This window comes from Anaerohalosphaeraceae bacterium (assembly GCA_037479115.1).
In the GTDB taxonomy this organism is placed as follows: Bacteria; Planctomycetota; Phycisphaerae; order Sedimentisphaerales; family Anaerohalosphaeraceae; genus JAHDQI01.
In genome coordinates this window covers 215,453-240,176 of record JBBFLK010000002.1, presented here as the reverse complement: position 1 = coordinate 240,176, position 24,724 = coordinate 215,453, and the positions used below count along the sequence as shown (strand labels likewise).

The window sequence follows — 24,724 nt, the reverse complement described above, 5'->3', positions numbered from 1 at the left end:
GCGACGGAATCAGAATCGACAGCAGCAAACCAATAATCGCTATCACCACCAGAAGCTCAATCAGCGTAAAGGCCTTATGGAAAAACGAGCTCTGGCTGTTTCGGAGCGAGAATAATTTCATTTTTTTCTCCTTATTTTTCTGCAGGTTCGAGAACCAGTTCCGGGCGGACAAAAAGTGCCCAATCGTAGGCCTGTGTGTCGTCGGATTCTGTAACCGCTAATGTGAGGAACCGGTCGCCATCAGAAATCGGAATATGAATTGGGCAGCCGCCTTGTTCACTGCTTCTTGTCTGGTGGAATGCCGGTTTCCCGTCAATAAGGACCCAGAATTCGACTTTTGAAAATCCTGCATCAAAGACTTTTTTGACATCCGGAAAGTCATCAAAGGAGCGATTTTTTTCCTTTTCGAGAGATTGGCGGACGGTTTCGGAAACCCCGGCGACGGCCCGGAAGGCCTTGATTTCCAAACCAGGGATGGTCTGGCGGATTCGGGTTAAATCAAAGGTGATGCCCAGGTTGGAATGGATGGTAACCGCGGGGGTTTCCGGAGTGCCGGCGATAAAACCGTCCAGATACAGGTCGTGTCGAGGCGAGGTGATGCCTTGATGAAAGGCGCCGTTGAAGATGTAGCCCCAGTAGGTTCCGGAAGTTTTCGGGAAGCAGTCGGCCGTTAATCCATCGGCAGTGATGACGGTAGGACTGGGGCCGGCACCGGGGACAAAAATGCTGTCAATGAGCGGATTGCCCGGGACAGGCCGGCAGTCGGCGGAGCCGGTGTAGATATTGCCGTCTTTGAGGGAAGAAATAACCTGTCCGGAGGCGGCATCAATGCCGGTAAAGAGTCTGCCGGTGCCCAGGCCGCTGCCGCCGCCGACGATGTCGGCCAGAGAGAGGGTTTCTCCTTTCCAGATAAGGTTGGCTTTGGAATCAAAAGCCCGTATGACGGCGGAAGGATTTATTCGGATTTCTGCTACCTGCGAGTCTTTGGAGAGCACTTTTCTGGCGGAACCGGCGGAAAGAAGATGGGAGGTTTTCTGGTTTTCCTTCCGTCCGGCAATCAGGTTGGTTTTTCCTTTGTACACATGGACTTCTGCGTCTCCGTTTGGATGGCAGAGGACGGCGAATTCAGTGCCCAGGTCGATGATTTTGGAATTGGGGGTATTGACGGAAAAGCCGAGTCCCTGTGCGGAAACACGGGCCAGGAGTTTGCCGTACTGCATGGAAAGCTGTGAATCAGTTGGAAAATGGAATTCCATCGGACCTTCGAGAAGCAGCTCTACGCCTTCGTCCGTCTTGAGTTTCACAATCCCCCGTATCAGACGAATGGACTTGGAGCCGGCGGGAATTCGGATGCCGGGTTCAAGGGGAAGATTGGCCGACCATTCTGCCCCGAGAGAGTCATAAAGCGTGGCGACCTCCGGCAGGGCGGGGGGAACCAAATGGACGAGAGCCAGAATAAAGAACAAGGCAGCGGCCGGAATAACAGCGGCGGCGTAAGCCAGGCGTCCGGGTGTACGCGGTCGGACGGCGGCGGTTTTCAGGGGCTGAGGCGTCGGGAGCTCAGGGACCGAAAGTTCGACGGCCGGGGCATTTTTTTCCTCTTCAATCATTTGCATCCAGAATTGTTCCGTAAGGATGCTGCCGGCCGTTTCCGGAGCATTCTCCGGGATATCTGCACAGGCCCGAAACGTCAGGGCAGCAATGTCCTGCAGGAATCGGCAGTAGTACAGGCGGGCCTGCGGGTCCGATGTCAGGAGTCGGTTCAGCTGCTCCAGCTGGGTGCTGCTTAGGTCGTTGTCCAGCAGGCGGAAAAATTGTTCATTCAAAAGCGTTTGTTCCTGAGGGGTCATAGGCGCTCCCCCTGAAGCAGCGTACGATGAATGCAGTCATAAAGACAGCTGTAGATGCGGGAAATCTTTTTATAAAGGGCATCAGCCGAATACGGCAGGTTTTGGGAGAGCTTTTTGATGGAAATTCCCTCCTCAAAACGAAGACGAATCAGCTGTTGGTTTTCCGGAGAAAGCCGCTTGAGGCAGGTTCGCAGGGCGGCCAGCCGACGGTCTATGTTTTGGGATTCGGATTCGGCCAGACTGGACATCTCCTGATAAAAAGAGTCGCTGAACATCGGGCGGGTAGAGCGTTTCTGTTTGAGGAAATCCAGCGCCTTGTTTCGGGCAATGCCGATGGCCCAGGCGGCAAAACTCTGGTTGGGGTCAAACTGCTCGTACTGCTCCCAAAGAATGCTGGCGGTTTCCTGGAGGAGGTCTTCGGCGTCATTGTGGTTGTGAACCATCATCAGAAGGTAGGCGTAGATTCTTTTCTGGGCGCCATTATAATAGCGGAAAAATTGAGAACTTTTTAGCTCTTGTTTGTCCATATTGACCCATCCGCCTGCTTCAAACCTATCAGATTCCTGTGAAAAAATCAGGTAAAATTTGTTTGGTCTCCTACACTGTTTCGCCTGAATGCGAAAAATCTGACAGAAAAAAAGAAATTGATGAAAGAATCAGATATTCTCGCGGAGCGGTTTGATTTTGCTTGAAGGTTTCCAGCAGGCCCCTCATAATCAAATTGATAGCCTGGCGCTCGTAGCTCAGCAGGATAGAGCATCGGTTTCCTAAACCGAAGGTCGGAGGTTCGAATCCCCCCGGGCGCAGTGGGGCGGGCGGTCCCAAAGGGGTTTGTGCTTTCGGGCAAAAGCGGTTGTTGACAAAACGGGGGGTGCGAGTGTATTGTGAGTTTTCCTTCAAAAAATCAGTTTGCCGTCATCGGGTTATTGGGCGGGATTGGAGCCGGCAAGAGCACGGCGGCTCGCTGTTTTGAACGGCTTGGCTGCGGGCGGATTGATGCGGATTCGATTGCCCATGAGGTTCTGGACGAACCGGCAATTCGTGACCAAATCCGCCACGCGTTCGGCGGCGAGGTTTTCAGCCCCGACGGGCGAATCGACCGCAGGAGGCTGGCGTCAGCCGTCTTTGATTCCGCTGAGAAGGTGCAGAGGCTTAACGGAATTGTTCATCCGGCTGTTCTGGCCCGCTGTGAGGCCCTGCTGGAAGACTATCGGCGTCAGGGAAAACCGGTGGTCGTGGATATGCCGCTGCTGGCGGAAGTCGGGTGGGACCGGCGATGCGATGTTCTGGTCTTTGTTGATTGTCCGCAGGAGATTCGTGTTCAGCGGACCCGTCAGAAAAGACAGCTGGAGGCGGGGGAGCAAAAAAAACGAGAAAATTTTCAAATTTCTCTGGACAAAAAGAAGCAAAGGGCTCATTATATACTTTCGAACCATTCAGACGAATCCGAATTGGCGAAACAAGTCGAGAAAGTCTTTTCAGCGATACAGGAACGCAAGCGATTTTCTACTGTTTAAGTCGGCAATACAATTCCGGAGGGGTTTCAAACAGAATAATTTGCAGAGAGCCGTCTGAATTGAAAGGTAATCTATTGCAAACGGAGCATCGGGAAGAGCTGAATCGAACAGGCAGGTCTTTGTTCTAATCTGCACCCGCACAAAAAGAAGGAGAAGCCCCCTGCGGGTTTTGAAAGCAGCGGACTACTCATCCGAAGGTCTATAACGTGTGTATTTATTAAACCGGAGTCATCAATTTTATTGCAGGCTATAAGGAGAACGAATGGCAAAAGCAACGACCAAACAAACGGAAAAAAAGCGAGGACGCAGGAAAAAGACGGAAAACGAGGCCTCTGCGGAGATGGAAACCGCCGGTCAGCCGGTTGGTTCCGAGGCTTCGTCGGAAGAGACGGGTACGGAAACGCCTGTTTCGGAACCGTCGGCCACCGCCCAGGCGGAAAGCGAACCGGCTCAGGCGGCTCAGGCGTCTGATGCTTCCACCCAGACAGAGACTGTCCCCGCTCAGCCCGTCAAAGAAGAATCGATTCACGAAAAGTATGAGCGGATTAAGAAAGGAAATCTCCATATCACCGATCTGCAGAATCTGGATGCCGGTGAGCTTCATCGGATTGCCAAGGAAGAAGGCATTACCGATTACATGGGGCTGACCAAGCAGGAGCTGATTTTCAAGATTCTCAAGCAGCGGATTCAGCAGAACGGTCTGATGTACGGGGAAGGCGTCCTGGAGATTCTGCCGGACGGGTTCGGGTTCCTGCGCAGTCCGAAGTACAACTATCTGGCCTCGCCGGATGATGTCTATGTTTCGCCCTCGCAGATTCGCCGCTTCGGCCTGCGGAGCGGCAATATTGTCTCCGGCCAGATTCGTCCCCCCAAGGAAAGCGAGAAGTATTTTGCTCTGCTTCGGGTGGAGGCGATTAACTACCAGGCGCCGGACAAGCTGGCCGAAAAGGTCGTGTTCCGGGACCTGACGCCGCTGCATGCTCAGGAGCGGCTGGTGCTGGAGACAACGCCGGATGAGATGAGCACCCGGATTATGGATTTGATTACGCCGATCGGCAAGGGCCAGCGCGGCCTTCTGGTGGCTCCGCCGCGGACCGGCAAAACGGTTCTGCTGCAGAAGATTGCCAATGCCATCAGCACCAACCACCCGGAGGTGCGGATGATTGTGCTGCTGATCGATGAGCGTCCGGAAGAAGTGACGGACATGCAGCGCAAAGTGGCCAAGGACGTCGAGGTCATCAGCTCGACGTTTGATGAACCGGCTTCCCGGCACTGCCAGGTGGCCGAGATGGTGATTGAGAAAGCCAAGCGAATGGTCGAATACGGCGAAGATGTGGTGATTCTGCTGGATTCGATTACCCGTCTGGCCCGGGCCTACAATACGGAGATGCCGCACTCCGGCAAGATTCTGACCGGCGGTGTGGATGCCAACGCGATGCAGATGCCCAAACGGTTTTTCGGTGCGGCCCGAAACATCGAAAACGGCGGCTCGCTGACGATTATCGCCACCGCCCTGATTGATACAGGCTCGAAAATGGATGAAGTGATTTTCGAGGAGTTCAAGGCCACGGGCAATATGGAACTGCATCTGGACCGCAAACTGGTGGAGCGGCGGACCTTCCCGGCGATTGATATCAGCAAGAGCGGCACCCGCCGTGAAGAACTGCTGCTGGACCCGCGCGAACTCGAACTGGTCTATCGGCTCCGCAAAGTGCTCAGTGAGATGAATATGGTGGAAGCGATTGAGCTGCTCAAGACGCGTCTGGCTAAATACAAGACCAATGCGGAATTTCTGATGAGTCTGAAGCTGGATTAAGCGGCGTCCAAAAGCGGCTTTACAGCGGGTTTGGGTGTGATACAATAGGCGTCCCGGGCTGTGGAAAATCAGGCCGGGACGTTTTTTTGTTAAAAATCGATGAAGAGAAAAAGGGTGGAAATGCATCCGGCAGGCCCTTTCGGGCCTGGGGATCATCCGGCAAAGACGCCAAAGGGAGCATCATGAGCGAGGAAATGGCCAAGGTTTATGAGCCGCGGACGGTGGAGCAGGAGGTTCGGCAGCTGTGGGAGCGGGGACGCTGGTGGCATGCCGAGACATCGGTCCACAATCCGAAAGGGACGTTTACGATTGTGATTCCGCCGCCGAATGTGACGGCGGCGCTGCATCTGGGCCATGCGCTGAACAATACGCTTCAGGATATTCTCATTCGCCGGCGGCGGATGCAGGGCTATACGACGCTGTGGATGCCGGGGACGGACCATGCGGGGATTGCCACGCAGACGGTTGTGGAAAAACGGCTTCTGGCCGAGCAGGGCAGGCGGCGAAAGGATTTTTCACGGGAGGAGTTTGTAGCCCACGTGCAGGCCTGGAAGGATGAATATGAGGCCTGCATTCTCGGACAGCTCAAGCAGATGGGCTGTTCGTGCGACTGGGAGCGGACACGGTTTACGATGGATGAAATTTGCGCCCGGGCGGTGCGCCAGACCTTTTTCCTGCTGTTCCGGGATGGGCTGATTTATCGAGGCAAACGGCTGGTAAACTGGGACCCGGCGACCCAGACGGTTCTGGCGGATGATGAGGTGGAATACGAAACAGTCAAGGGGCACTTCTGGTATTTGAAGTATCCGCTGACGGAGCCGGTGGTGATCGGGGGGCAGACGATACGGACTGTTACGGTGGCCACGACACGGCCGGAGACGATGCTGGGAGATACGGCCGTGGCGATGAATCCGGCGGACCCGCGAGCGGCTGTGCTGGTGGGAAAACGCGTGCGGCTGCCGATTGTCGGACGGGTAATTCCGATTGTGGCCGATGAGCATGTAGTCTTGCCGAATCCGGACAGCGATGAGGAGAAGGCCCGGTTTTCGACGGGATTTCTGAAGGTGACACCGGCCCACGACCCGGACGACTGGGAAATCGGCCGGCGGCACAATCTGCCTGTGATTAACGTGATGGCTCCGGACGGTACCATCAGCGAAAAATACGGCTGGACGGATTGGGAGACGATTCGCAATCCGGATGTGGAAAATCTGCTGGGGATGGACCGCTTTGAAGCCCGCGAGGCGGTGGTGGAATGGTTCCGGCAGGAAAATCTGCTGGAGGATGTGCGGGATTATACGCACGAGGTCGGGCACAGTTATCGAAGCCACGTGCCGATTGAGCCGTATCTGTCGGACCAGTGGTATGTGGCGGTGAAAAAGCCGATTGAACGGCTGGCGGGACGTTTCGGAACGGGACTGATTGACGGGACGGATGTGCCGGTTAATTCGCTGGCCGGTTTGGCCTTAAAGCCCCTGCTGGACGGGCGGCTTCGGTTCATTCCGGAGCGGTACGCCAAGACCTACCGAACCTGGCTGGAAAATCTGCGGGACTGGCCCATCAGCCGGCAGCTGTGGTGGGGACATCGAATCCCGGTTTGGTATTCGGATAAGCCGCCCGCCGTGAAGGATGAACGGCTTTCCGTTCAGGAGGGATTGTCGGAAAGCGGGCAAAAGCGGTATTTCGCCTGTATATCGGGCGGTGCCGAGGATGTGGAGAAGCAGCTGGAGGCGGCGGGCTGTGTGCGGGATGAGGATGTGCTGGATACGTGGTTCAGCTCGGCGCTGTGGCCGTTCAGCACGATGGGCTGGCCGGAAGAGACGGCGGAACTGAAGACGTTTTATCCGACGCAGGTGCTCTGCACAGCCCGGGAGATTATTACGCTGTGGGTGTCGCGGATGGTGATGATGGGGCAGTACTGTGTGGGGGATATTCCGTTCCGCGATATATATATTCACGCGATGATTCAGGACGGCCAGGGACGCAAGATGTCCAAGAGTCTGGGCAACGGGATTGACCCGCTGGTGGTGATTGACAGCCACGGGGCGGATGCGATGCGGTTTACCCTGGCGCAGATGACGACGGAGACGCAGGATATCCGAATGCCGGTCAGTCAGCTGCGGCTGCCGGACGGCCGGGTGGTCAACAGCTCGCCGAAATTTGACATCGGCCGCAATTTCTGCAACAAACTGTGGAATGCCTCGCGGTTTGCCCTGATGAACCTGAAGGGAATGGACCCGGGCGTTTTTGACAAAAGCCGGCTGGAACGGGAAGACCGGTGGATTTTGTCGCGTCTGGCCCGGACGATTCAGGAGACCGACGAGCAGCTGGAGCAGTACAAATTCAATGAGCCGGCCAATACGCTGTATCGGTTTTTCTGGAATGAGCTGTGCGACTGGTATCTCGAATGGCTCAAACCGCGAATGGCGGATGCCGCACAGCGGCCGACGGCGCAGGGTGTGCTGGCGTTTGTCCTTGAACAGACCCTGCGGCTGCTGCATCCGTTTGTGCCGTTTATTACGGAGGGGATTTATCAGTCGCTCCGACGGCTCAGTCCGCATCGAGGGCTCAAGGGGATTTGTGAACTGGATGATGCGCCTTCTCTGATGACGGCGCAGTGGCCGCAGCCGATGCCGTCCCTTCTGGATGAGGCAATTGAGCGGCGGATTGAAAAAGTCCAGAATCTGATTCGGGCGATTCGGGAGATTCGCAACCAGTACAATATCCCGCCGTCGCGGATGCTGACGGTTTCGGTATGTGCGTCAGAGGAAGAGGCCGTTCTTCTTCGGGAGGATGCGTCCCTGATTGGAGAGCTGGCGGGCGTCGAATCGATGCAGACGGGGCCGGCTCTGGTCAAGCCCAAGACGGCGGCCGCGGCGCTGGTGGGCGACTGGCAGGTGTTTGTTCATGAGGTGGTGGATGTCGAGGCGGAGCGAAGCCGACTGCAGAAGCAGAAGGAGTATCTGGAAAAAGGAATCGAGCCGCTTCGGGCCAAGCTCAGCAATGAGCAGTTTTTGGCACGGGCCAAGCCGGAGGTGGTGGAGCAGAGTCGAAAAAAAATGGCCGAGCTGACCGAACAGCTCCAGCAGGTCGAACGGCTGCTGGCCGAATTGTCATAAGGAGAATCCTATGGAAGTGCCTGTGGAATTGTCGCAGATTCTCATCAACGAGACGGTGGACCAGCAGATTATTGTGCTCAAGGAAAAAGGAGGCCAGCGGAGTTTTCCGATAGTCATCGGGATGCCGGAGATTCTGGCGATTGACCGGCGCCTGAAGGGCTATGAGATGCCCCGTCCGCTCACCCATGACCTGCTGGCTTCGGTAATCGAGCAGATGGGGGGGCGAATTGTAAAGATTGTCATCTGCGATTTGCGCGAGCACACCTTTTATGCGCGGATTCATATCGAGCAGAACGGCCGGATTATTGAGGTGGACAGTCGTCCGTCGGATGCCATAGCCCTGGCCAGCGGTCTGCAGGTGCCTATTTTTGTGGAGGATTCTGTTTTTGACAAGCTTCAGATGTAAAGCCCGCCAGCAGAATCAGTCCTACTCCGACGCACAGGAAAGTGTCGGCGAGGTTAAAGGTCGGCCAGTGGTACGAGCCGACGTGAAAATCCAGAAAATCCCGCACGAGTCCGTGGTTAAAAATTCGGTCATATAAATTGCCGACAATCCCCGCTGTAATAAGACCGACGGCGGTCTGCAGAAGCCGCCCCTGAATTTTCCCGAAAACAAACAGGAAAACAATGACCAGCAGGGCCAGAACCGAAACGGCAATCAAATAGACACGCTGTCCCTGAAGGATGCTGAAGGCGGCCCCGGCATTGACACAGGGCACCAGATGGAAAAAGCCGGGAATAACCCGATAAATGTTCCCGCTGCCGACGGGGCCGAGCCAGTCGAAGACGGCCTGCTTGGTCCAGAGGTCTGCGGCGGCTCCGAACAAAGTGAGGCAGCCCCACAAGACCCAGGCCGTCTTATCCGGAGGAGAAAAACGGCATCCGCACGCGGACGATTCCTTCGTCTGGGCGCACTCAGAAGTCATTCCATCCGTCTCTTGTGAATTACTGATACTGTTCGTAAAACTTCTGCAGCTGCGGCTGATTGGGATTCAGCTGCAGGGAAATATTCCAGGCCTCCAGCCCCTTGGCTTTGGTGGAGGGATTGCGGTCTGAGAAATACTGAATCATATAGGCGACGCCGAGAGACTTGTAAGCCATATAATCCTTCGGGTCGGCTTGGGTGGCTTTGACATACGAAGCAATGGCTTCGTCGATTTCCTTCAGCCGCAGGTGGGCAAACCCCATGTACTGATGGGCCAGGGAGTTGGCCGGCTCCATTTCGATAACGGCGGCCAGCAGTTCTTTGGCGGCGGTATATCGCCCGGCTCGCAGGTACGAGCGAGCCAGCGGAATCATAATCTCGCTTTTGTTGCCCTCCAGCTCCAGAGCACGCCGGTAGGCGTCAATGGCCTGCAGGTGGTCCTTCTGCATTTCATACAGGTCGCCGAGAAGAATTTCCGTTTCGGCTTTGTTGGGGTCAATCGCCTGGGCTTTTTTGGCGTATTCGAGGGCCTGGGTGTAATCCTCCACCAGATAGAGACACTTGGCGGCATTGTAATGGGCCTCATAGTGGCTCGGATTGAGGGTGCAGGCGGAGATATAGGCCTTCACGGCCTTGGCGAATTCCTTCAGGGCCTGATAGACCTTGCCCAGATTGAAAAAGTCCTTGAAGGACCACGGATCCAGTTCCGTAGCTTTTTCATAAGCCTTGGCGCTGTTTTCGTAGTCCTGCATCTGCTGATAAATATCCCCCTGCATTGAGTAAGCGATGGCGAATTCGGGGTCCAGCTCGGTGGCCATCTGGAGTTTTTTGAGGGCTTCGGCGTGCTCATTCAGTTCCAGCAGCATCATCGCATCGACATAGAGAGCAACCGCCATTTCTTTCTGCTGCCGGGCCTGCTGAGCCAAAAGGTCTTCGGGGGTCGGGGGCTGCGGGACGGTTTGGCCTGCCGGCGGCATCTGACATCCGCCGCTCAAACACAGACCGACTCCAACCATTGCTGTCAATGCCAATCCGAAAACCAGTTTTGCTGTCGGCATAGAAACACCCTTTCACCTCTTTTTTTCCCCGGCCGCAGACAACAGGAAGCTTCTGCCGGTCCGGCGGCGCTTGTTGTAATTGGAGACAAAAACCGGCGGTGATTATACCAGAACCTCCACCCCTGTCAAAACGTTTTTTAAGGGCTTTGATACAGGCAGGTTAGGAAAAAACGACATTTTCCGCTGCAGGAACCGCCAAAAGCACTGATTGGGGGGAACTTCGGACCTTTGGGGGCGTAAAATCATTGACAGAAAGAAGTTGAGATTTTACCATACGGTCTTTTCGGCAGGTGGAAGACACAATTTTTCTGGAGAAAAAGATGGCTCAGACCAATGTGCGGCTGCGCAAGAGACCTTGCGTAATGATTATCCGGGACGGCTGGGGATATAACCCGAATCCGGCGGAAGATGCCTTCAATGCCGTCAAACAGGCCAAGGTGCCGGTCGATACGATGCTGATGAAAACCTATCCGAATTGTCTGATTCGCACCTACGGCGAGGATGTCGGACTCCCGGAGGGCACGATGGGCAACAGTGAAGTCGGCCATCAGAACATCGGCGCCGGCCGGATTGTCTATCAGGATTCCGTGCGGATTACCCTGTCGATTCGTCAAGGGGATTTCTTCCGCAATGAAGTGCTGCTGGAAGCGGTTCGAAGCGCCAAACAGAAGAACCGGCGGCTTCATTTGTTCGGATTGTGCAGCGATATCGGTGTGCATTCTCTGCTGGGGCACCTGTACGGGCTTCTGGAACTGGCCAAGCGGGAAGGGCTCCAGAAGGTCTATCTGCATGCCTTTACGGATGGGCGGGATTCCCCGCCGACCAGCGGGGCCGGCTATCTGAGGGATATTCAGGCCAAGATGAAGGAAATCGGGGTCGGACAGGTGGCTTCCGTAATGGGCCGTTTTTATGCGATGGACCGCGACAAACGGTGGGAGAGGGTGCAGGAGGCCTATGACTGTCTGACACTCGGCAAGGGCGGCAAGGCCCGCGATGTCATCCAGGCGATTGAAGACAGTTATGCCAGGAACGAAACGGATGAGTTTATCAGGCCGGTCAATATCGTTGACGGAGACGGCAGGCCTGTGGCGCTGGTAGAAGACGGCGACAGTGTGATTTTCTTTAATTTCCGCGGCGATAGGCCGCGGGAACTGACGCGGGCCTTTGTGGACAAGGATTTCACCGGTTTTGTCCGGACGGCTCATCCGAAAGTTCACTACGTCTGTATGACGGAATACGATGCGACGATTCGGACGCCGGTGGCCTTTCCGCCGATTCGGGAGATGCCGAATATTGCCGGGGAGTATTTCAGCAAACTGGGCTTAAAGCAGTTTCGCTGTGCGGAGACGGAAAAATATGCGCACGTAACCTTCTTTTTCAACGGCGGACGGGAAGAACCGTTTGAGGGCGAAGAGCGGCAGATTGTCCCCAGCCCGAAGGTCAAGACCTATGACCTCAAGCCCGAAATGAGCGCCAACGAGGTTTGCGAAGTTATCCTCGAGAAGCTCGACTCCAACCGATTTGATGTGATTATCTGCAATTTTGCCAACCCGGATATGGTGGGGCATACAGGGGTGCTGGCGGCGGCCGTAAAAGCGGCGGAAACGGTGGATGCCTGTGTGGGCCGCATTCTGGAGAAGGTTCGTCAGATGGGGGGCAGTGCGGTAGTGCTCGCCGACCATGGCAATTTTGAGAAGATGTGGGATTTTGAGAACAATATGCCGCATACAGCGCACACGGTCGGCGATGTGCCGTTTATCGTGGTGGATGAGGAGTTCCGTCATCGCAAGATGGCTTCCGGCGGGCGCCTGGCGGATGTGGTGCCGACGTTTTTGGAGGTGATGGGGCTGCCCAAACCGGAGGAAATGACCGGACGAAGTCTGCTGTTGTAAGTCCGTTTGGGGCGGACGGCGGACGGGAGAGATGCTGCGTGGGCAAAATTGCAGTCCTCGACGACAATCTGGTGAATATGATTGCGGCCGGCGAGGTTATCGAGCGGCCCGCCAGCGTCGTTAAGGAACTGATGGAGAACAGCATCGATGCGGGCGCTCGGCGGATTGTTGTACAGGTCGAGCAGGGGGGACGAGACCTGATCCGCGTCAGCGATGACGGCTGCGGGATTGCTTTTGAGGATTTGCCGCTGGCTTTTGAACCGCATGCCACCAGCAAGATTCGCACCAGCGAGGACCTGCTGCGGATTTCCACGATGGGCTTTCGGGGGGAGGCGCTGGCGAGCATTGCGGCGGTTTCCCGATTGATGATGGTCAGCCGACCTGCGGACAGCATAGAGGCCGGACGCATTGAAATCGACTGCGGACAAAAAAATCCTCCGGTGCCCGCCGCCGGGCCGGTGGGAACCACCGTCGAGGTTCGGCAGCTTTTTTATAAACTGCCGGCGCGGCGCAAATTCCTCCGTTCGGCTAATACGGAAATGACGCACGTCGTCGAGCAGTTTACCCGGATTGCCCTGGCTTATCCAGAGCTCGAATTGGTGCTGGAGCACGGGGGACGAACGGTGTATGCTCTGCGGGCCGGACAATCGTTGGCGGAGCGGATTGGGATTTTGTTTCCGTCGGCGGTTGCGGAGGATTTGCTGGAGGTTCGGCGGCAGGAAAAGGCAATCACAATCCAGGCCTTGCTGGGCCGGCCCGACCGGGCGCGAACCAGCAGCAGTTATCAATATATTTTTCTCAATCGCCGCTTTATTCGGGACAAATTTATCCTGCATGCCTTCAAAGAGGCCTACCGGGGGTTGATTGAACCGCAGAAGCACCCCGTTGTTTTTCTCTTTCTTCAGATGCCGCCGGAGCTGTTTGATGTAAATGTGCACCCGACAAAGACGGAGGTACGCTTTGAAAATGCCAACTGGGTTTACTCGCAGGTGCTTTCGGCGCTGCGGGATAAGCTGCTTTCAACAGAGCTGCCGACCGCCGGAACCGTGCCGACTTCCGCTGCCTCGTTTCACGCGGAGGACCCGCTGGAAGAGCTGCTTCAGAAAGACCGTGAAAGCCGGATTCGCCAGGCGATGAGCGACTTTTTTCAGTCGCATTCCGCCGGTTCAGCCGTTCAGAAAAGACTGCCTTTTTCGCCGGTTCCGTCGTCAGATTGGAAGCCGCTGAAGCCGTCGGATGCAGGAGAATCAAAAAGCGAGTCGTCCTCATTTGCCTGTCTTCAGATTCACAACAGTTATCTGGTGCTGCCGACGGCGGACGGCTTTGAGGTGATTGACCAGCATGCCCTTCATGAGCGAATCCTGTATGAACGGCTGCGTGCGGCGGCCGCGGCGGGCCCCCTGGCTTCCCAGCGGCTTTTGGTTCCGGTCATTCTGGATGTGTCCGATGCGCAGCTGGACGCCTTGAAACGGGCAGCCCCTCTGGTGGGCAAACTGGGCATTGAATGGGATATGTTCGGCCCCCGCAGCATCGCCGTCCATTCGTTTCCGGTTTTGCTGGAAGGCGTGTCCGTGGAGGAGTATATTCAGGATATGCTCGATGCATTTCTGGAGAAAGGTTCGGACGTGGATGAAGAACAGCTGCTGGCGGAGGTGCTGGAGCGGGCGGCCTGCCGGGCGGCGGTCAAGGCGGGACAGCCGCTGACGCCGGCGGAGATGGAACAGCTGCTGGCGGACCGCAAACTGGCCGAAACCCCCGGCCGCTGTCCGCACGGCAGACCGACTTCGCTGGTCTTTACTCTGAAAGAATTGGAGAAACAGTTTAAGCGGACCGGTTTTTGAGAGGCCTTCGGTGTCACATTTCCGGAAAACGCTGGTATGGTTTTGCCTGCTGCTCGGCTTTGTTCTGGCTGCAGCGCTGGTTTCCTTTCGGCGGACAGACCTGAAACCGCAGTCTTTGCAGCCGGCGGAGGATTCTCTTCGTATCGTCTCGCTGGCCCCGAATCTGACGGAGATTCTGTTTGCGATGGGGCTGGGCGAGCAGGTCGTTGGGGTCAGTTCCGACAGCAATTTTCCGCCGGAGGCCGCCCGCTGCAAAAAGGTCGGAACATTCTGGAATCCGGATGTCGAGGCGGTTCTGGCGGCTCGTCCGACCCTTGTGATTACGCTTGGCTTTGAGCAGCATGTGAATTTGGCTGCTTTGCTGGAGCGGAACGGCTGTCGAACGCTGCGGCTGGATGTCGATACGCTCCCTCAATTGTATAAAGCCATTGAGGCAATCGGCTCAGCCGCCGGATGTCCGCAGGCGGCGGAGAATTTGGTTCGTCAAATTGCAGACGGTCTGGAAGCGTTTCGAGGACGAGCGCGTGATTGTGCCCGCAGAGCAGTCTGGGTTATTCAGCGTCAGCCCCTGCGGGCGGCGGGAAAGAAAACGTATTTTACAGAACTTTTGGAGATAGCCGGAGTCCGCAATGCGATCGAGTCGTCTCTTTATATGTTTCCGCCCATCAGTGATGAGCATTTTTTGTCCTGTGGAGCGGAGGTGATTTTCGAGACGGCAGACACCCCGGCGGACCTGGAGCGTCAGAAAGCGACGGCAAAGACCTTTTACGGCCGCTTTCGCGGGGTTCCGGCCGTGGAGCAGGGGCGGATTTATGTGCTCAACGGAGATTGGCTTTGTCGGCTGGGGCCGCGGATTCCGCTGGCATTGGAAGAGATGGTCCGCTGTCTGTGCGGGCAGGCGGAGGGGGCGAAATGATTACAGCCAGACAGCTGCTGAAAGAAACGATAATCGGCCTTTGCGGGCTGGCGCTGGTGGTTTTTTTGTGTGCGTTTGTCGGTTCAGAACCGATTTCTGTAGAGGGAATCGTGAAGGGCCGTCAGCCGGATGCCCAGATTTTTTTTCAGGTTCGGATTCCCCGTCTTCTGCTGGCGGTTTTGGTGGGAGCCTCACTGGCGTCAGCCGGGGCGGTTTTTCAGGTTTTGCTCAGAAATCCCCTGGCGGAACCGTATCTTCTGGGGATTTCCAGCGGGGCGGGTCTGGGGGTGGTGACGGCAGTCCTGGCGGGCTTTCATTGGAGCGGGTGGGGGCTGTCGGGGGCATCTTTGCTCGCTTTTGTCGGAGCGGCCGGAACAACCCTGCTGGTCTGGTGGCTCGGTGGTTTTACGGGGCGAACGGCGGGTCCCGGACTGATTTTGGCTGGTGTCATCGTCAATGTTTTCTTTTCCGCCGTGATGATGCTGATGGCCTCGATGGTTCCGAGCGGTCAGTTTCAGACGACCCTCTTTTGGCTGATGGGCAGTTTGAGTTCTTATACGGATTGGCCGGTTTGGCTGGTCAGTATAGTGCTGGCTGGAGCGGGGTTCGGGGTGCTGTTCCGCTTGAGCCCGCAGCTGAATATTCTTTCGCTGGGCACCTCCGAGGCCCGCAGCTTGGGCGTGATGCCGGAGCGGCTTTTCCCGGCAGCCCTGGCGGCAGCTGCTTTGATGACCTCGACAGCCGTCAGTTTGAGCGGTCTGATTGGGTTTGTAGGATTGATTGTCCCCCATACCGTTCGGCTGCTTTTTGGGGCTGATCATCGACGGCTTCTGCCGATGTGTGCGTTCTTCGGTGCCGTATTTCTGGTAATTTCAGATACAGTCGCACGGATTCTCGTTCATCAGGTTCAATTGCCGACAGGGGTAGTTACAGCCTTGACGGGCGGCCCCTTTTTCCTGTTTCTGCTTATTCGACAGTCCAGAAAGATTTACGGAGAGACTTTTTGAGTTTTATTCAGATCCAGAATCTATCTTTCTCCTATGGGGAAATAGAAGTTTTTACGAATCTATCCCTCACGATAGAGAAGGGACGATTCTGCGGGCTGGCTGGACCAAACGGAGTCGGAAAAAGCACACTGCTGAAACTTATCGGCGGGCATTTGAGGCCTTCTGCCGGGACTGTTCAAATAGATTCCTTGACGGAAATTTCGAAAATGGCGGCTTATCTGCCTCAGGAGTCGATGCCAGTATTTGGATATACCGCATCTGAAATAGTGATGATGGCCCGGTATTTTCGCAAAAAAAAGCTGTTTTTTGAGGAGGAAGAGGATTTTCGCGCGGTACAAGAGGCGATGCGTCTGACCTCAACGGAGCACCTGGCTTCCCGTCCGATTACGCATTTGAGCGGCGGAGAACGCCAGCGGGTTTATCTGGCCCGTGCGATTGCTCAGGAAACCCCTTTGCTGCTTCTGGATGAACCAGTCATTTATCTGGACCTGAAACATCAGATTCGTATTTGCGAGGTTTTACGTCGCCTTCAGACGGAACAAAACAAAACTGTAATCATGGCGACACATGATTTGAATCTTGCCTCTTTATATTGTGATTGGATGATTCTTCTGGGACCAGAAGGTCGGCTGTTCAGCGGGCCTGTTTCGGATGTCCTGACAAGGGAAAACATAAAGGATATATACGACATAGAATGTTCTGTATATACAACAGACCAAGGTCGCTTTTTTGTTCCCCGAGCGGAAAAAGAGGGGAAATCCGGCGGATAGCGTTTTGACTAAATATCGGAGGAATAAAGAGATAGTTTGCGTTCAGCCATTCGTTTGAATTGCCGATACATCAGGAAGTATTTGCTTTTCGAACGGATAGGGTTTGTGTAAGATATGCAGATTTAGTTGATAAAAAAATGAGAGGCAGGAACCGTGGCGAAAAAGACATCCAAAACCAAGGTCGGAAAGAAAAAAGTATCCAAAAAGCCGACAAAGCCGACCGCTTCCAAAAAGGTCAAAAAAAGCAGCCCTGTCAAAGGCAAAACCGCCGGGAGTGTTAGGAGCCGAGCCAAGAAAGTTGCGGTGAATACCAAACCAGCCAAGGGTTCCGAGAAAAACTCTTCCAAAATCCGGGAGTTGTTGACACCGGAGGAAATAGAGCATTTTCGTCAGCTGCTCCTTGAGAAGCTCAAGGAAATCACCGGAGATGTTCATTGGCTGGAAAATCAGGGACTCCATCGGTCCCGTCAGGATTCGACGGGGGATTTGTCCAATATGCCGATTCATATGGCGGACATCGGAACGGATACGTATGAACAGGAATTTTCGCTGGGGCTGATGGACAGTGAGCGTCGGCTTGTCCGGGAGATTCTGGATGCCTTAAAACGCATTAACCAGGGAACGTACGGCATTTGTGAGGGCACCGGCAAACCCATTCCGAAAGGACGTCTGGAAGCCAGTCCCTGGGCCCGTTATTGTGTGGAATATGCATCCTTGCTCGAACAGGGCAAGGTGATTGAACACCGCTATTCCGGTCCGATTCGCTTTGCCGACGGGTTGGAGGAAGAGGCGGAAAACGAAGAAGAAGCCGACACAACCGATGAGGGGATTGAGGAGGAATCCGATTTGATTGCGGAGGACATCGAATCGGAGGAGGGACTGGATGCGGAGGATTTTGAAGAGGAGGATGAATCGTTTTTCTAAACGGAACGGGTCAGGTGTGTGAGTTCCGAGGCAAAGGAGAGGATGAAAAGGAAGCGTTGTCCAATCTGCGGCAAAGAGACATTTTATCAGCAGGGAACGGAGAAGAATCCGTTTTTCCCATTCTGCAGTGAACGATGCCGCTGGGTTGATTTGTCTCATTGGCTGGACGGAGCTTATCGGATTCCGGGGGAGGAAACCTCGCCGGCCCGGGAGAATGCAGATTCGGAAAAACCGGACACAGAGGAGCCATGAAATCCTTGTTGGTCTGCAGAGAAAACCGTGATAAGATAAGACCGGGTTGAGTTGTATGGAGCAGCCGGACAACGTATCCGGGTGAGGAATTGTGATGGTTCGTGAACATTCCATTCGGCAAATGTGGGATGATTTGGCCCTGCCGGAGCTGACGCGGACGCTGCGTTTGGCCATCGGGCCGACGAAGATTCTTTTGTCGTTTGTGTTTGTTGTGCTCCTGTGCGGGGGCGGGCTTTTGATGGATTTGCTGACCCGCTCGGTGGTGGTGCTTCCTGTACAGGCGGGGGCTGCGGTTCCGGCGGATTCGATTTTCCGCAAAGCCGATGAACTGGCGGTGTATCTGGAAAATCCGTCGCGAACGGAGGAGTATATCCGGCTCTACCGGGACTATACAGAAGGGCGCGGGGTGTTTCAAACTCTCTGGACTCATTTTGCCGAGCGGTTCAACCACGCCACGACGCGGCTGCTGGATTTGAGCTCCTCCAACTTTTTTGCGAATTTAGCCAATGCGGGTCATAATCTGTGGCTTTGTCTTCGCTCGCTGGTGTGGGCGGTTACGTATCATCCGTTTTACAGTGCAGTTTATTTTACATATGCAGGACTGCTGATTTGCTTTTTCGGCGGGGCCATCTGCCGGTGTGCGGCTCTCGAGTTTGCCCGTTTCGAAAAGCCCGGAATGGGCGAGGCCCTTCATTTTGCCCGCGAGCAGTGGAAGGCCCTGCTGACGGCTCCTCTGGTGCCGCTGGGCATGCTGACGGGAATGGGGGCGGTCATTTATCTGGTTGGATTGGCCGGCAATATTCCCTGGTTTGGAGAGCTGCTTCTGGGGCTGCTGATCGGCCTTCTGTATCTGATTGGTCTGGCGATGTCGATTCTGCTGCTGGCGACACTCACCGGCGGGTGGTTTTTCTTTCCCGCGGTGGCTTATGAAAAAACCACGGGGCTGGATGCCATCGGACGCGCGTTCAGTTATGTCATCAACCAGCCGTTGTGGATGCTTTTTTACACCATTGTGGAGCTGATTTTGGGCACGCTGTTTTACCTGGCCATCCGCCTTTTTGTGTTTTTGTTCTTGCGGCTGACCTACACGCTTGTGAGTTTGGGCTTTACCAAGCCGCAGATTGAAAAACTGCACCGAATCTGGGCGGAACCGACGTTTTTTCATCTGCTTGATTCCCCGATGAAGGCAGCCAACTGGTCGGAAAAGATTGCCTGGGGAATGATTTATGTCAGCCTGCTTTTTATCGTGGCGGCTGTGATGGCGCTGATTGTCAGTTATTTCTTTTCCGCCATTACGGTTTTATATGCCCTGATGCGGAAAAAAGTGGACAAAATCGGAATCACCCAGGTGGAAGGTCCTGCAGAAACCTGCTCAGGAGAATTGAAGGATTCGTTATGAGTTCAGAGCCCCAGGTTTTGCATTCTGAAAAGACGGAGTTGTCGGGGGGGACTTCGAATTCATCCAACGGAGGTTGGAAAGCTCTTCTTTTGTTTTATCGCAAGCCGCTGATTGTCCTGGCCCATGTGATTGTTTTTGTAGCTGCGCTGACACTGGCGTTTTTGTTTGCCTTTAATATGCAGCTGCTTCGCCGATGGGCGGTCTATCCGTTCCCGATTCTTCTGGCGGCGGTTTTGCCGATCAAGCTGCTGGTGTTTGCCCAATTCGACCAGTACCGGGGTTGGTGGCGGTATGTGGGGATGTCGGATCTGATTCAGATTTCCAAGGCCTCTCTGGTCTGCACCGTCATTCTGATGGCCCTGTGGTATTCGTACGGGTGGTTTGGATATGCGATTGTGCCGTCTTCTGCCGTTCAGTCCGTTCAGGAAAAGGTGCAGCTGCTGGAAAAACAGCTGTCGGAAGCCCTCACCAGTGAGGAAATCCTTCGGCTGCGCCGGCACTATTACAATCTGAAAGGCTTGGAGAATCTGCTTTCGGTCAGTCAGCTTTCCGTTCTGCGCAGGGAGGCGCAGAAACTGGCGGTCAACTGCCAGGAACGGCTGCGGCTGGAGCTGGAAATTGAACGCTGTGTGGAGTTCCAGAAGACCCTCGAAAGCGTGATTATGCTGGACCTGTTTACCACCATTATGCTTTTGTCGGGTCTTCGAATGCTCATTCGGCTTTATCATGAGGAATTTTTTGCAGAAAGCCGCAAGGCGCTGCGGCGGTTTTTGATTGTAGGGGCCGGGGATGCCGGCGAGGCCCTGTTGCGGGAATTGATGCGCCGCAAGGACAGTCCCTATCAGGTGGTGGGCTTTGTGGATGATGACCCGGCCAAATATCGGATGAAAATTCACGGTGTGCCGGTGCTCGGCAGCGTCGAGCAGCTGCCGCAAATCTGTCAGAAGTACAGCGTGGATGAGATTGCAATAGCGATTCCCAGCGCCACCCCCAAGCAGATGCGCCGGGTTGTTCAGATTTGTCAGGGAACCAAACTGCGGTTCAGCACCGTGCCGTCCATTACGGATATTGCCTCCGGCAAGCTGCGGGTCTCTCAGATTCGCGATGTGGATATCAACGACCTGCTGGGGCGCGAAGAGGTGAAACTGGACATCGAGGGGATTCGGCGGTTTTTGACAGGCAAGACCATTCTCGTAACCGGGGCGGGGGGCTCGATTGGCTCCGAAATGTGTCGGCAGGTCTGCGGATTTGTCCCCAAATGTCTGCTGCTGGTGGAACAGGCGGAAAACCCCCTCTTTTATATTGAAGGGGAACTGCGGAAGGCCTATCCGAATGTGCCGCTGGAACCCCTGATTTGTGATATTACAGACCGCGTACGGGTGGACCAGATTTTCGACCGATTTCGTCCGGAAGTCGTGATCCATGCCGCAGCTCATAAGCATGTTCCTCTGATGGAAATCAATCCCGGGGAGGCCATTAAGAACAACGTCATCGGGACGATGAACGTAGCGGATGCGGCGGACCGAATCGGCTCTGAACATTTTGTGATGATCAGTACGGATAAAGCCGTGAACCCCACGAGCATTATGGGCTCTTCCAAACGGATTGCCGAGATGTACATTCAAGACCTGAACAACACGAGCAAAACCCATTTTGTGACGGTTCGGTTCGGGAATGTGTTGGGCTCGAACGGTTCGGTGGTGCCGATTTTCAAAAAACAGATTGCTGAAGGCGGTCCGGTGACTGTGACGCATCCGGAAATGCGGCGGTATTTTATGACGATTCCGGAGGCCAGTCAGCTGGTGCTGCAGGCGGCGGCCATCGGCAAGGGGGGAGAGATTTTTGTTCTGGATATGGGTGAGCCGGTGAAAATTGTGGATTTGGCTCGCGATTTGATTACGCTCAGCGGGTTTCGGCCGGGAGAGGATATTGAGATTGTCTTTACAGGCCTGCGGCCCGGGGAAAAACTGTTTGAGGAATTGTCGATTGCCGGCGAGGATATGATTCCGACCGTGCATCCGAAGATTGCCGTTTGGAAAAATATTCCCAAAGACCGGCAGTTTTTACGCACCCACATTCAGAAACTGATTGAGGCGGCCTATACACAAGACCGCGCTCGTATTGTGGAACTCATTAAGATTTTAGTTCCCCAGTATATGGGAGAATCCGGAGGCGGCGCATCGGCATCTGCCTGAGAGAGCCGGATGCCGGCCGGGGGGCTACCGAACCGCCGAGTGCACCACTTCTTCCCGCGGATGGGCGTTCTGATACTGCTCTTTCATCCGGCTGGTCGTTACATGGGTGTAAATCTGGGTGGTGGACAGCGACTGATGCCCCAGCAGTTCCTGAACGCTCCGGAGGTCTGCTCCATTGTTGAGCATGTGGGTGGCGAAGCTGTGCCGCAGCGTGTGGGGACTGATGGACGGATCCAGCCCGGCCTGAATGAGGTATTTGTCCATTTTGCGGCGGACGCTGCGGGTGCTCAGCCGCTTGCCGTGCTTGTTGGCAAAGAGGACCTTCGTGTCAAAACTCGGATCGGTCTGAATCCGTTTGTTGCGGAATTCTATGTAATGCTGGATGGACTGCAGGGCACTGGAGCCGATGGGGCAGATGCGCTCTTTCTTTCCCTTGCCCCGAACGTGAATGACCTCGCCCAAAAAGTCCACGTCTTCGAGATTGAGAGCCACCAGTTCGCTGACTCGCATTCCGGTGCTGTAAAGCACCTCGAGCATGGCCCGGTCTCTGGCCCCCAGCCAGGTATCCGCCGGCGGGGTGTTCAGAAGTTTTTGAACCTGCTCGTATTCGAGGAACTTGGGCAGTTTCTTTTCCTGCTTGGGGGTTTTGATGGACGACACCGGGTTGCTGCTGAGCCGCCCGCGTTTGACCAGAAATTTATAGAAACTGCGCAGGGTTGCCAGTTTTCTGGCTGTGGTGGATTTGGTGTAATGGCGTTCATTCAGGAAAGCCATGAATTTGCGTACGGTCTGAACGTCGACAGACAGCAGAAGCTGATCCGGTCCGGCGGAAGGAGCATTGGGGTCGGCTTTTTGCTCATCCTGAAGGAACTGAACGAATTGTTCGAGATCGGCGCCGTAGCACTTGGCGGTGTAGTCGGAAAAATGCTTTTCCAGTTTAAGGTACGTGATGAAATCCTGAATGATTGCCGCGTCTTTCATAATCGTTCCTTCTTTCTATCGTTCCTTGCGAAAGGTTATTCAGGGTCTTCGCTGTCATCCAGAGGTTCGGAGGTCTGCATAGGAAGAGGAAGGTCTTTATACAGAAGCTGGTCGGCCTGACCGATTAAGGATTGAGTCAGGCGAAAACTGAGAACGGCGGCGTCAAACCAGTCAAAGTCTGTCCGCGGGTCCGTCGCACACGCCACCAACGCGTCCAGAAGAGGCCCCTCCTGTCCCGGTTCATAACGGAAAATATATTTTTCTCCGCCTTTGTTGAGGACCAGTTGTTTTTTTTCTGTATTCATAAATGACGTTCCGATAAGTGAAAATCTCTACATCTTTTATCGGTCGGAATGACGGTTTCTAAAGTATTTTTTTGTTTTTTCAGGCAAAAAGAAGGGCTCTTTTTAATGCGGCTGAAACAGGACCGATAATAAAAATGATTTGAAGATAAAGAAAATCAGGAAAGAAGCGCAGTCAGCAATGTTCTAATTGGCACAAAAATAAGATTTGCCGTTTCGGTTTTCAATCCGTACCTGGCCGCTCTCCAGAAGATGCTGAAGGTACTTGGCTGCAAGAGAAGGAGCAATCTGGAGACTGGCGGCCAGCTCGTCGAGGGCACAGGGACGACGCTTGAGGGTTTCGAGGATTGTCTGTTCGGAAAAGGGCTTTTGCTCTTCCATTTGGGCTTTGGGAAAGTCGGCAATGACCTCGGCGTTTGGATGAAGCTGAGGGGCTATCTGCTCCAGGACAGACAAAGGAACAGCCCGGATATGCGGATGAGCGGTGGGCCGGACGGCGGTGTTCAGCTGGACTTTGTCCGGATTAATTTTTTTGATAAGGCGATTCAGATTTGTAATGGAATTGGGGTCGGTGTTGAGCCCCTCACAAAGGAAGATTTCCAGCCAGATTGGGCCTTTGTATTCCCGGCGAAAAAGAATCAAACCTTCCACAAAACGTTCAAAGGAAATCCCTTGATGGGGCTGGTTGATTTTTCTGAATGTTTCCGGGTCACCTGCATCGAGGGACGGAAGGACCACATCGGCCAGGGAGCATTGTTTTCGGACTTCCGGGTCCCAGAACAGCGTGCCGTTGGTAATGAGGGCTGCCGGAATTTTGGTTAAGCGATGGATTCCTTCAATAATTTCATCGAGACGGCTGTGAAGGGTTGGTTCACCGGAACCGCTGATTGTAATATAGTCCGCCGCGATTCCTTCCGTCAGCCGCCGGCGGATTTCTTCAAGAATGTCCTCGGGGGGAACATAGTTTTTTCGTTCGAGAGTCTGGGCGGCATCTGTCCCTAATTGGCAATATAGGCAATTTTGTGTGCAGGTTTTGAAGGGGACCGGGTCCACGCCGAGACTTCGGCCGAGCCGTCGGGAGGGGACCGGACCAAATAAATAGCGATATTTCGGAGCCGGATTGGTCATGTTTTTTGGCGAACAATCTGATAGATCTGATAGCAGGTTTTTACGAGGGGTTCGACCTGGTCTAAGGGCAGCATACAATCGGCATCGCAAAGGGCCTTTTGCGGGTTCGGGTGCACTTCCATAAAGAGACCATCAGCTCCGGCGCCCGCAGCGGCCCTTGCCAGAACAGGGGCCAAATCCCGCCGACCCGCACTGGCGGTTCCTAAGCCGCCGGGTCTTTGTGTGCTGTGGGTCGCATCGAAGATGACCGGACAGCCGAGGTTCTGCATAGCCGGGATGGCGGTCATATCGTTAACCAGGCGGTTATATCCGAAAAAGGTTCCCCGCTCTGTAAGGAAAATCTGCTGCCCGCCGGCGGCCCGGATTTTTTCAACAGCGTTTTTCATTTCTTCCGGACTGACGAACTGGCCTTTTTTGACATTGACGGGTTTTCCGCTTTTGGCACAGGCAACCAGAAGGTCGGTTTGGCGACACAAGAAGGCGGGAATTTGCAGGCAATCCACTACTTTGGACACTGGAGAAACCTGAGAGGGTTCGTGGATATCTGTTAAAACGGGCAAACCTGTTTTTCGACGGACTTTTTCGAGCACTTCAAGGCCCTTTTCCAGACCCGGGCCGCGAAAACTTTCGATGCTGGTTCGGTTGGCTTTGTCAAAACTGGCTTTGAAGACAAAGGGGATTTGGGTTCGTTTTTGAATCTGGAGAATCGCATCGGCTACATCCAGGCACAATGACTCACTTTCAATCACACAAGGCCCGGCGATAACAAAAAACGTTTTCCCCAGCTCGATGGAAGCCGGTCCGATTTGATAGATGGTTCTGTTTTGCATAG

The 24,724-nt window shown here is 54.7% G+C and carries 21 protein-coding genes and 1 tRNA gene; 14 read left to right on the top strand and 8 right to left on the bottom strand.

What is annotated here, in order from left to right:
- Positions 1-131: 131 nt before the first annotated feature.
- Together WHS88_01960 and WHS88_01955 are read right to left on the bottom strand one after the other, a co-directional pair.
- Positions 132-1,850: a hypothetical protein gene (locus WHS88_01960; protein ID MEJ5258933.1), complete on the bottom strand. Its 1,719-nt coding sequence runs from the start codon at positions 1,848-1,850 to the stop codon at positions 132-134.
- Positions 1,847-2,377, bottom strand: coding sequence for a sigma-70 family RNA polymerase sigma factor (locus WHS88_01955; GenBank protein ID MEJ5258932.1), 531 nt, complete (start codon positions 2,375-2,377; stop codon positions 1,847-1,849). The genes WHS88_01960 and WHS88_01955 overlap by 4 nt, the downstream gene beginning before the upstream one ends.
- A gap of 205 nt (positions 2,378-2,582) precedes the next feature.
- On the opposite strand from WHS88_01955, the gene WHS88_01950 reads away from it, so the two are divergent.
- The 5 genes from WHS88_01950 (at position 2,583) to WHS88_01930 (ending at position 8,708) form a co-directional block, all read left to right on the top strand.
- A tRNA-Arg gene (locus WHS88_01950) sits at positions 2,583-2,656 on the top strand.
- A 78-nt stretch (positions 2,657-2,734) separates the two neighbouring features.
- Entirely contained in the window at positions 2,735-3,367 is a 633-nt protein-coding gene (gene coaE / locus WHS88_01945) for a dephospho-CoA kinase (GenBank protein ID MEJ5258931.1), read from the top strand.
- 262 nt (positions 3,368-3,629) lie between these two features.
- Positions 3,630-5,183 carry a transcription termination factor Rho gene (rho, locus tag WHS88_01940; protein ID MEJ5258930.1) on the top strand — a complete coding sequence of 518 codons (1,554 nt, stop codon included), beginning with the start codon at positions 3,630-3,632 and terminating at the stop codon, positions 5,181-5,183.
- Between the two features lie 182 nt (positions 5,184-5,365).
- Positions 5,366-8,302, top strand: coding sequence for a valine--tRNA ligase (locus tag WHS88_01935; GenBank protein ID MEJ5258929.1), 2,937 nt, complete (start codon positions 5,366-5,368; stop codon positions 8,300-8,302).
- Between the two features lie 10 nt (positions 8,303-8,312).
- Positions 8,313-8,708, top strand: coding sequence for a bifunctional nuclease family protein (locus tag WHS88_01930; GenBank protein MEJ5258928.1), 396 nt, complete (start codon positions 8,313-8,315; stop codon positions 8,706-8,708).
- Here the strand turns inward: WHS88_01930 and lspA are convergent.
- Both lspA and WHS88_01920 read right to left on the bottom strand, forming a co-directional pair.
- A complete protein-coding gene (gene lspA / locus WHS88_01925) occupies positions 8,665-9,228 on the bottom strand; it encodes a signal peptidase II (GenBank protein ID MEJ5258927.1) in 564 nt (187 codons plus the stop codon). The two genes, WHS88_01930 and lspA, sit on opposite strands and share 44 nt — an antisense overlap.
- 19 nt (positions 9,229-9,247) lie before the next feature.
- Positions 9,248-10,285, bottom strand: a complete 1,038-nt coding sequence (locus WHS88_01920; protein MEJ5258926.1) for a tetratricopeptide repeat protein — start codon at positions 10,283-10,285, stop codon at positions 9,248-9,250.
- A gap of 320 nt (positions 10,286-10,605) precedes the next feature.
- Between WHS88_01920 and gpmI the strand changes: the two genes are divergently transcribed.
- The 9 genes from gpmI (at position 10,606) to WHS88_01875 (ending at position 21,481) form a co-directional block, all read left to right on the top strand.
- Positions 10,606-12,177 carry a 2,3-bisphosphoglycerate-independent phosphoglycerate mutase gene (gpmI, locus tag WHS88_01915; protein ID MEJ5258925.1) on the top strand — a complete coding sequence of 524 codons (1,572 nt, stop codon included), beginning with the start codon at positions 10,606-10,608 and terminating at the stop codon, positions 12,175-12,177.
- 38 nt (positions 12,178-12,215) lie between these two features.
- Complete coding sequence (gene mutL, locus WHS88_01910) at positions 12,216-14,018, top strand: DNA mismatch repair endonuclease MutL (GenBank protein ID MEJ5258924.1); 1,803 nt, start codon at positions 12,216-12,218, stop codon at positions 14,016-14,018.
- Positions 14,019-14,028: 10 nt separating this feature from the next.
- Positions 14,029-14,934 (top strand): helical backbone metal receptor, encoded by a 906-nt coding sequence (locus WHS88_01905; GenBank protein MEJ5258923.1) that lies wholly within the window; start codon positions 14,029-14,031, stop codon positions 14,932-14,934.
- Entirely contained in the window at positions 14,931-15,941 is a 1,011-nt protein-coding gene (locus tag WHS88_01900) for an iron ABC transporter permease (protein MEJ5258922.1), read from the top strand. Before WHS88_01905 ends, WHS88_01900 begins: the two co-directional genes overlap by 4 nt.
- Complete coding sequence (locus WHS88_01895) at positions 15,938-16,711, top strand: ABC transporter ATP-binding protein (GenBank protein MEJ5258921.1); 774 nt, start codon at positions 15,938-15,940, stop codon at positions 16,709-16,711. Before WHS88_01900 ends, WHS88_01895 begins: the two co-directional genes overlap by 4 nt.
- 303 nt (positions 16,712-17,014) lie before the next feature.
- The gene (locus WHS88_01890; protein MEJ5258920.1) at positions 17,015-17,635 is read left to right on the top strand and encodes a TraR/DksA C4-type zinc finger protein; all 621 of its coding nucleotides are present in this window, start codon (positions 17,015-17,017) and stop codon (positions 17,633-17,635) included.
- A 42-nt stretch (positions 17,636-17,677) separates the two neighbouring features.
- Positions 17,678-17,887: a DNA gyrase inhibitor YacG gene (gene yacG, locus WHS88_01885; GenBank protein ID MEJ5258919.1), complete on the top strand. Its 210-nt coding sequence runs from the start codon at positions 17,678-17,680 to the stop codon at positions 17,885-17,887.
- A 94-nt stretch (positions 17,888-17,981) separates the two neighbouring features.
- Positions 17,982-19,286, top strand: a complete 1,305-nt coding sequence (locus WHS88_01880; GenBank protein MEJ5258918.1) for a hypothetical protein — start codon at positions 17,982-17,984, stop codon at positions 19,284-19,286.
- On the top strand, positions 19,283-21,481 hold the full coding sequence (locus tag WHS88_01875) for a nucleoside-diphosphate sugar epimerase/dehydratase (GenBank protein ID MEJ5258917.1): 2,199 nt from the start codon (positions 19,283-19,285) through the stop codon (positions 21,479-21,481). The genes WHS88_01880 and WHS88_01875 overlap by 4 nt, the downstream gene beginning before the upstream one ends.
- Positions 21,482-21,505: 24 nt before the next feature.
- Here WHS88_01875 and xerC read toward each other — a convergent pair whose 3' ends face one another.
- The 4 genes from xerC to kdsA all read right to left on the bottom strand — a co-directional run bounded on the left by xerC (position 21,506) and on the right by kdsA (position 24,722).
- Positions 21,506-22,462, bottom strand: a complete 957-nt coding sequence (xerC, locus tag WHS88_01870) for a tyrosine recombinase XerC (protein ID MEJ5258916.1) — start codon at positions 22,460-22,462, stop codon at positions 21,506-21,508.
- A 35-nt stretch (positions 22,463-22,497) separates the two neighbouring features.
- Positions 22,498-22,767 carry a hypothetical protein gene (locus tag WHS88_01865; protein ID MEJ5258915.1) on the bottom strand — a complete coding sequence of 90 codons (270 nt, stop codon included), beginning with the start codon at positions 22,765-22,767 and terminating at the stop codon, positions 22,498-22,500.
- A gap of 183 nt (positions 22,768-22,950) precedes the next feature.
- Entirely contained in the window at positions 22,951-23,892 is a 942-nt protein-coding gene (locus WHS88_01860) for a radical SAM protein (GenBank protein ID MEJ5258914.1), read from the bottom strand.
- Complete coding sequence (kdsA, locus tag WHS88_01855) at positions 23,889-24,722, bottom strand: 3-deoxy-8-phosphooctulonate synthase (protein ID MEJ5258913.1); 834 nt, start codon at positions 24,720-24,722, stop codon at positions 23,889-23,891. The genes WHS88_01860 and kdsA overlap by 4 nt, the downstream gene beginning before the upstream one ends.
- Between the last annotated feature and the right edge of the window lie 2 nt (positions 24,723-24,724).

Coding starts and splice junctions, on each gene's coding strand:
- WHS88_01960 (MEJ5258933.1), bottom strand. CDS start 1,850: ATGACCCCTCAGGAACAAACGCTTTTGAATGAACAATTTTTCCGCCTG.
- WHS88_01955 (MEJ5258932.1), bottom strand. CDS start 2,377: ATGGACAAACAAGAGCTAAAAAGTTCTCAATTTTTCCGCTATTATAAT.
- rho (MEJ5258930.1), top strand. CDS start 3,630: ATGGCAAAAGCAACGACCAAACAAACGGAAAAAAAGCGAGGACGCAGG.
- WHS88_01935 (MEJ5258929.1), top strand. CDS start 5,366: ATGAGCGAGGAAATGGCCAAGGTTTATGAGCCGCGGACGGTGGAGCAG.
- WHS88_01930 (MEJ5258928.1), top strand. CDS start 8,313: ATGGAAGTGCCTGTGGAATTGTCGCAGATTCTCATCAACGAGACGGTG.
- lspA (MEJ5258927.1), bottom strand. CDS start 9,228: ATGACTTCTGAGTGCGCCCAGACGAAGGAATCGTCCGCGTGCGGATGC.
- WHS88_01920 (MEJ5258926.1), bottom strand. CDS start 10,285: ATGCCGACAGCAAAACTGGTTTTCGGATTGGCATTGACAGCAATGGTT.
- gpmI (MEJ5258925.1), top strand. CDS start 10,606: ATGGCTCAGACCAATGTGCGGCTGCGCAAGAGACCTTGCGTAATGATT.
- WHS88_01900 (MEJ5258922.1), top strand. CDS start 14,931: ATGATTACAGCCAGACAGCTGCTGAAAGAAACGATAATCGGCCTTTGC.
- yacG (MEJ5258919.1), top strand. CDS start 17,678: ATGAAAAGGAAGCGTTGTCCAATCTGCGGCAAAGAGACATTTTATCAG.
- WHS88_01880 (MEJ5258918.1), top strand. CDS start 17,982: ATGGTTCGTGAACATTCCATTCGGCAAATGTGGGATGATTTGGCCCTG.
- WHS88_01875 (MEJ5258917.1), top strand. CDS start 19,283: ATGAGTTCAGAGCCCCAGGTTTTGCATTCTGAAAAGACGGAGTTGTCG.
- xerC (MEJ5258916.1), bottom strand. CDS start 22,462: ATGAAAGACGCGGCAATCATTCAGGATTTCATCACGTACCTTAAACTG.
- WHS88_01865 (MEJ5258915.1), bottom strand. CDS start 22,767: ATGAATACAGAAAAAAAACAACTGGTCCTCAACAAAGGCGGAGAAAAA.
- WHS88_01860 (MEJ5258914.1), bottom strand. CDS start 23,892: ATGACCAATCCGGCTCCGAAATATCGCTATTTATTTGGTCCGGTCCCC.
- kdsA (MEJ5258913.1), bottom strand. CDS start 24,722: ATGCAAAACAGAACCATCTATCAAATCGGACCGGCTTCCATCGAGCTG.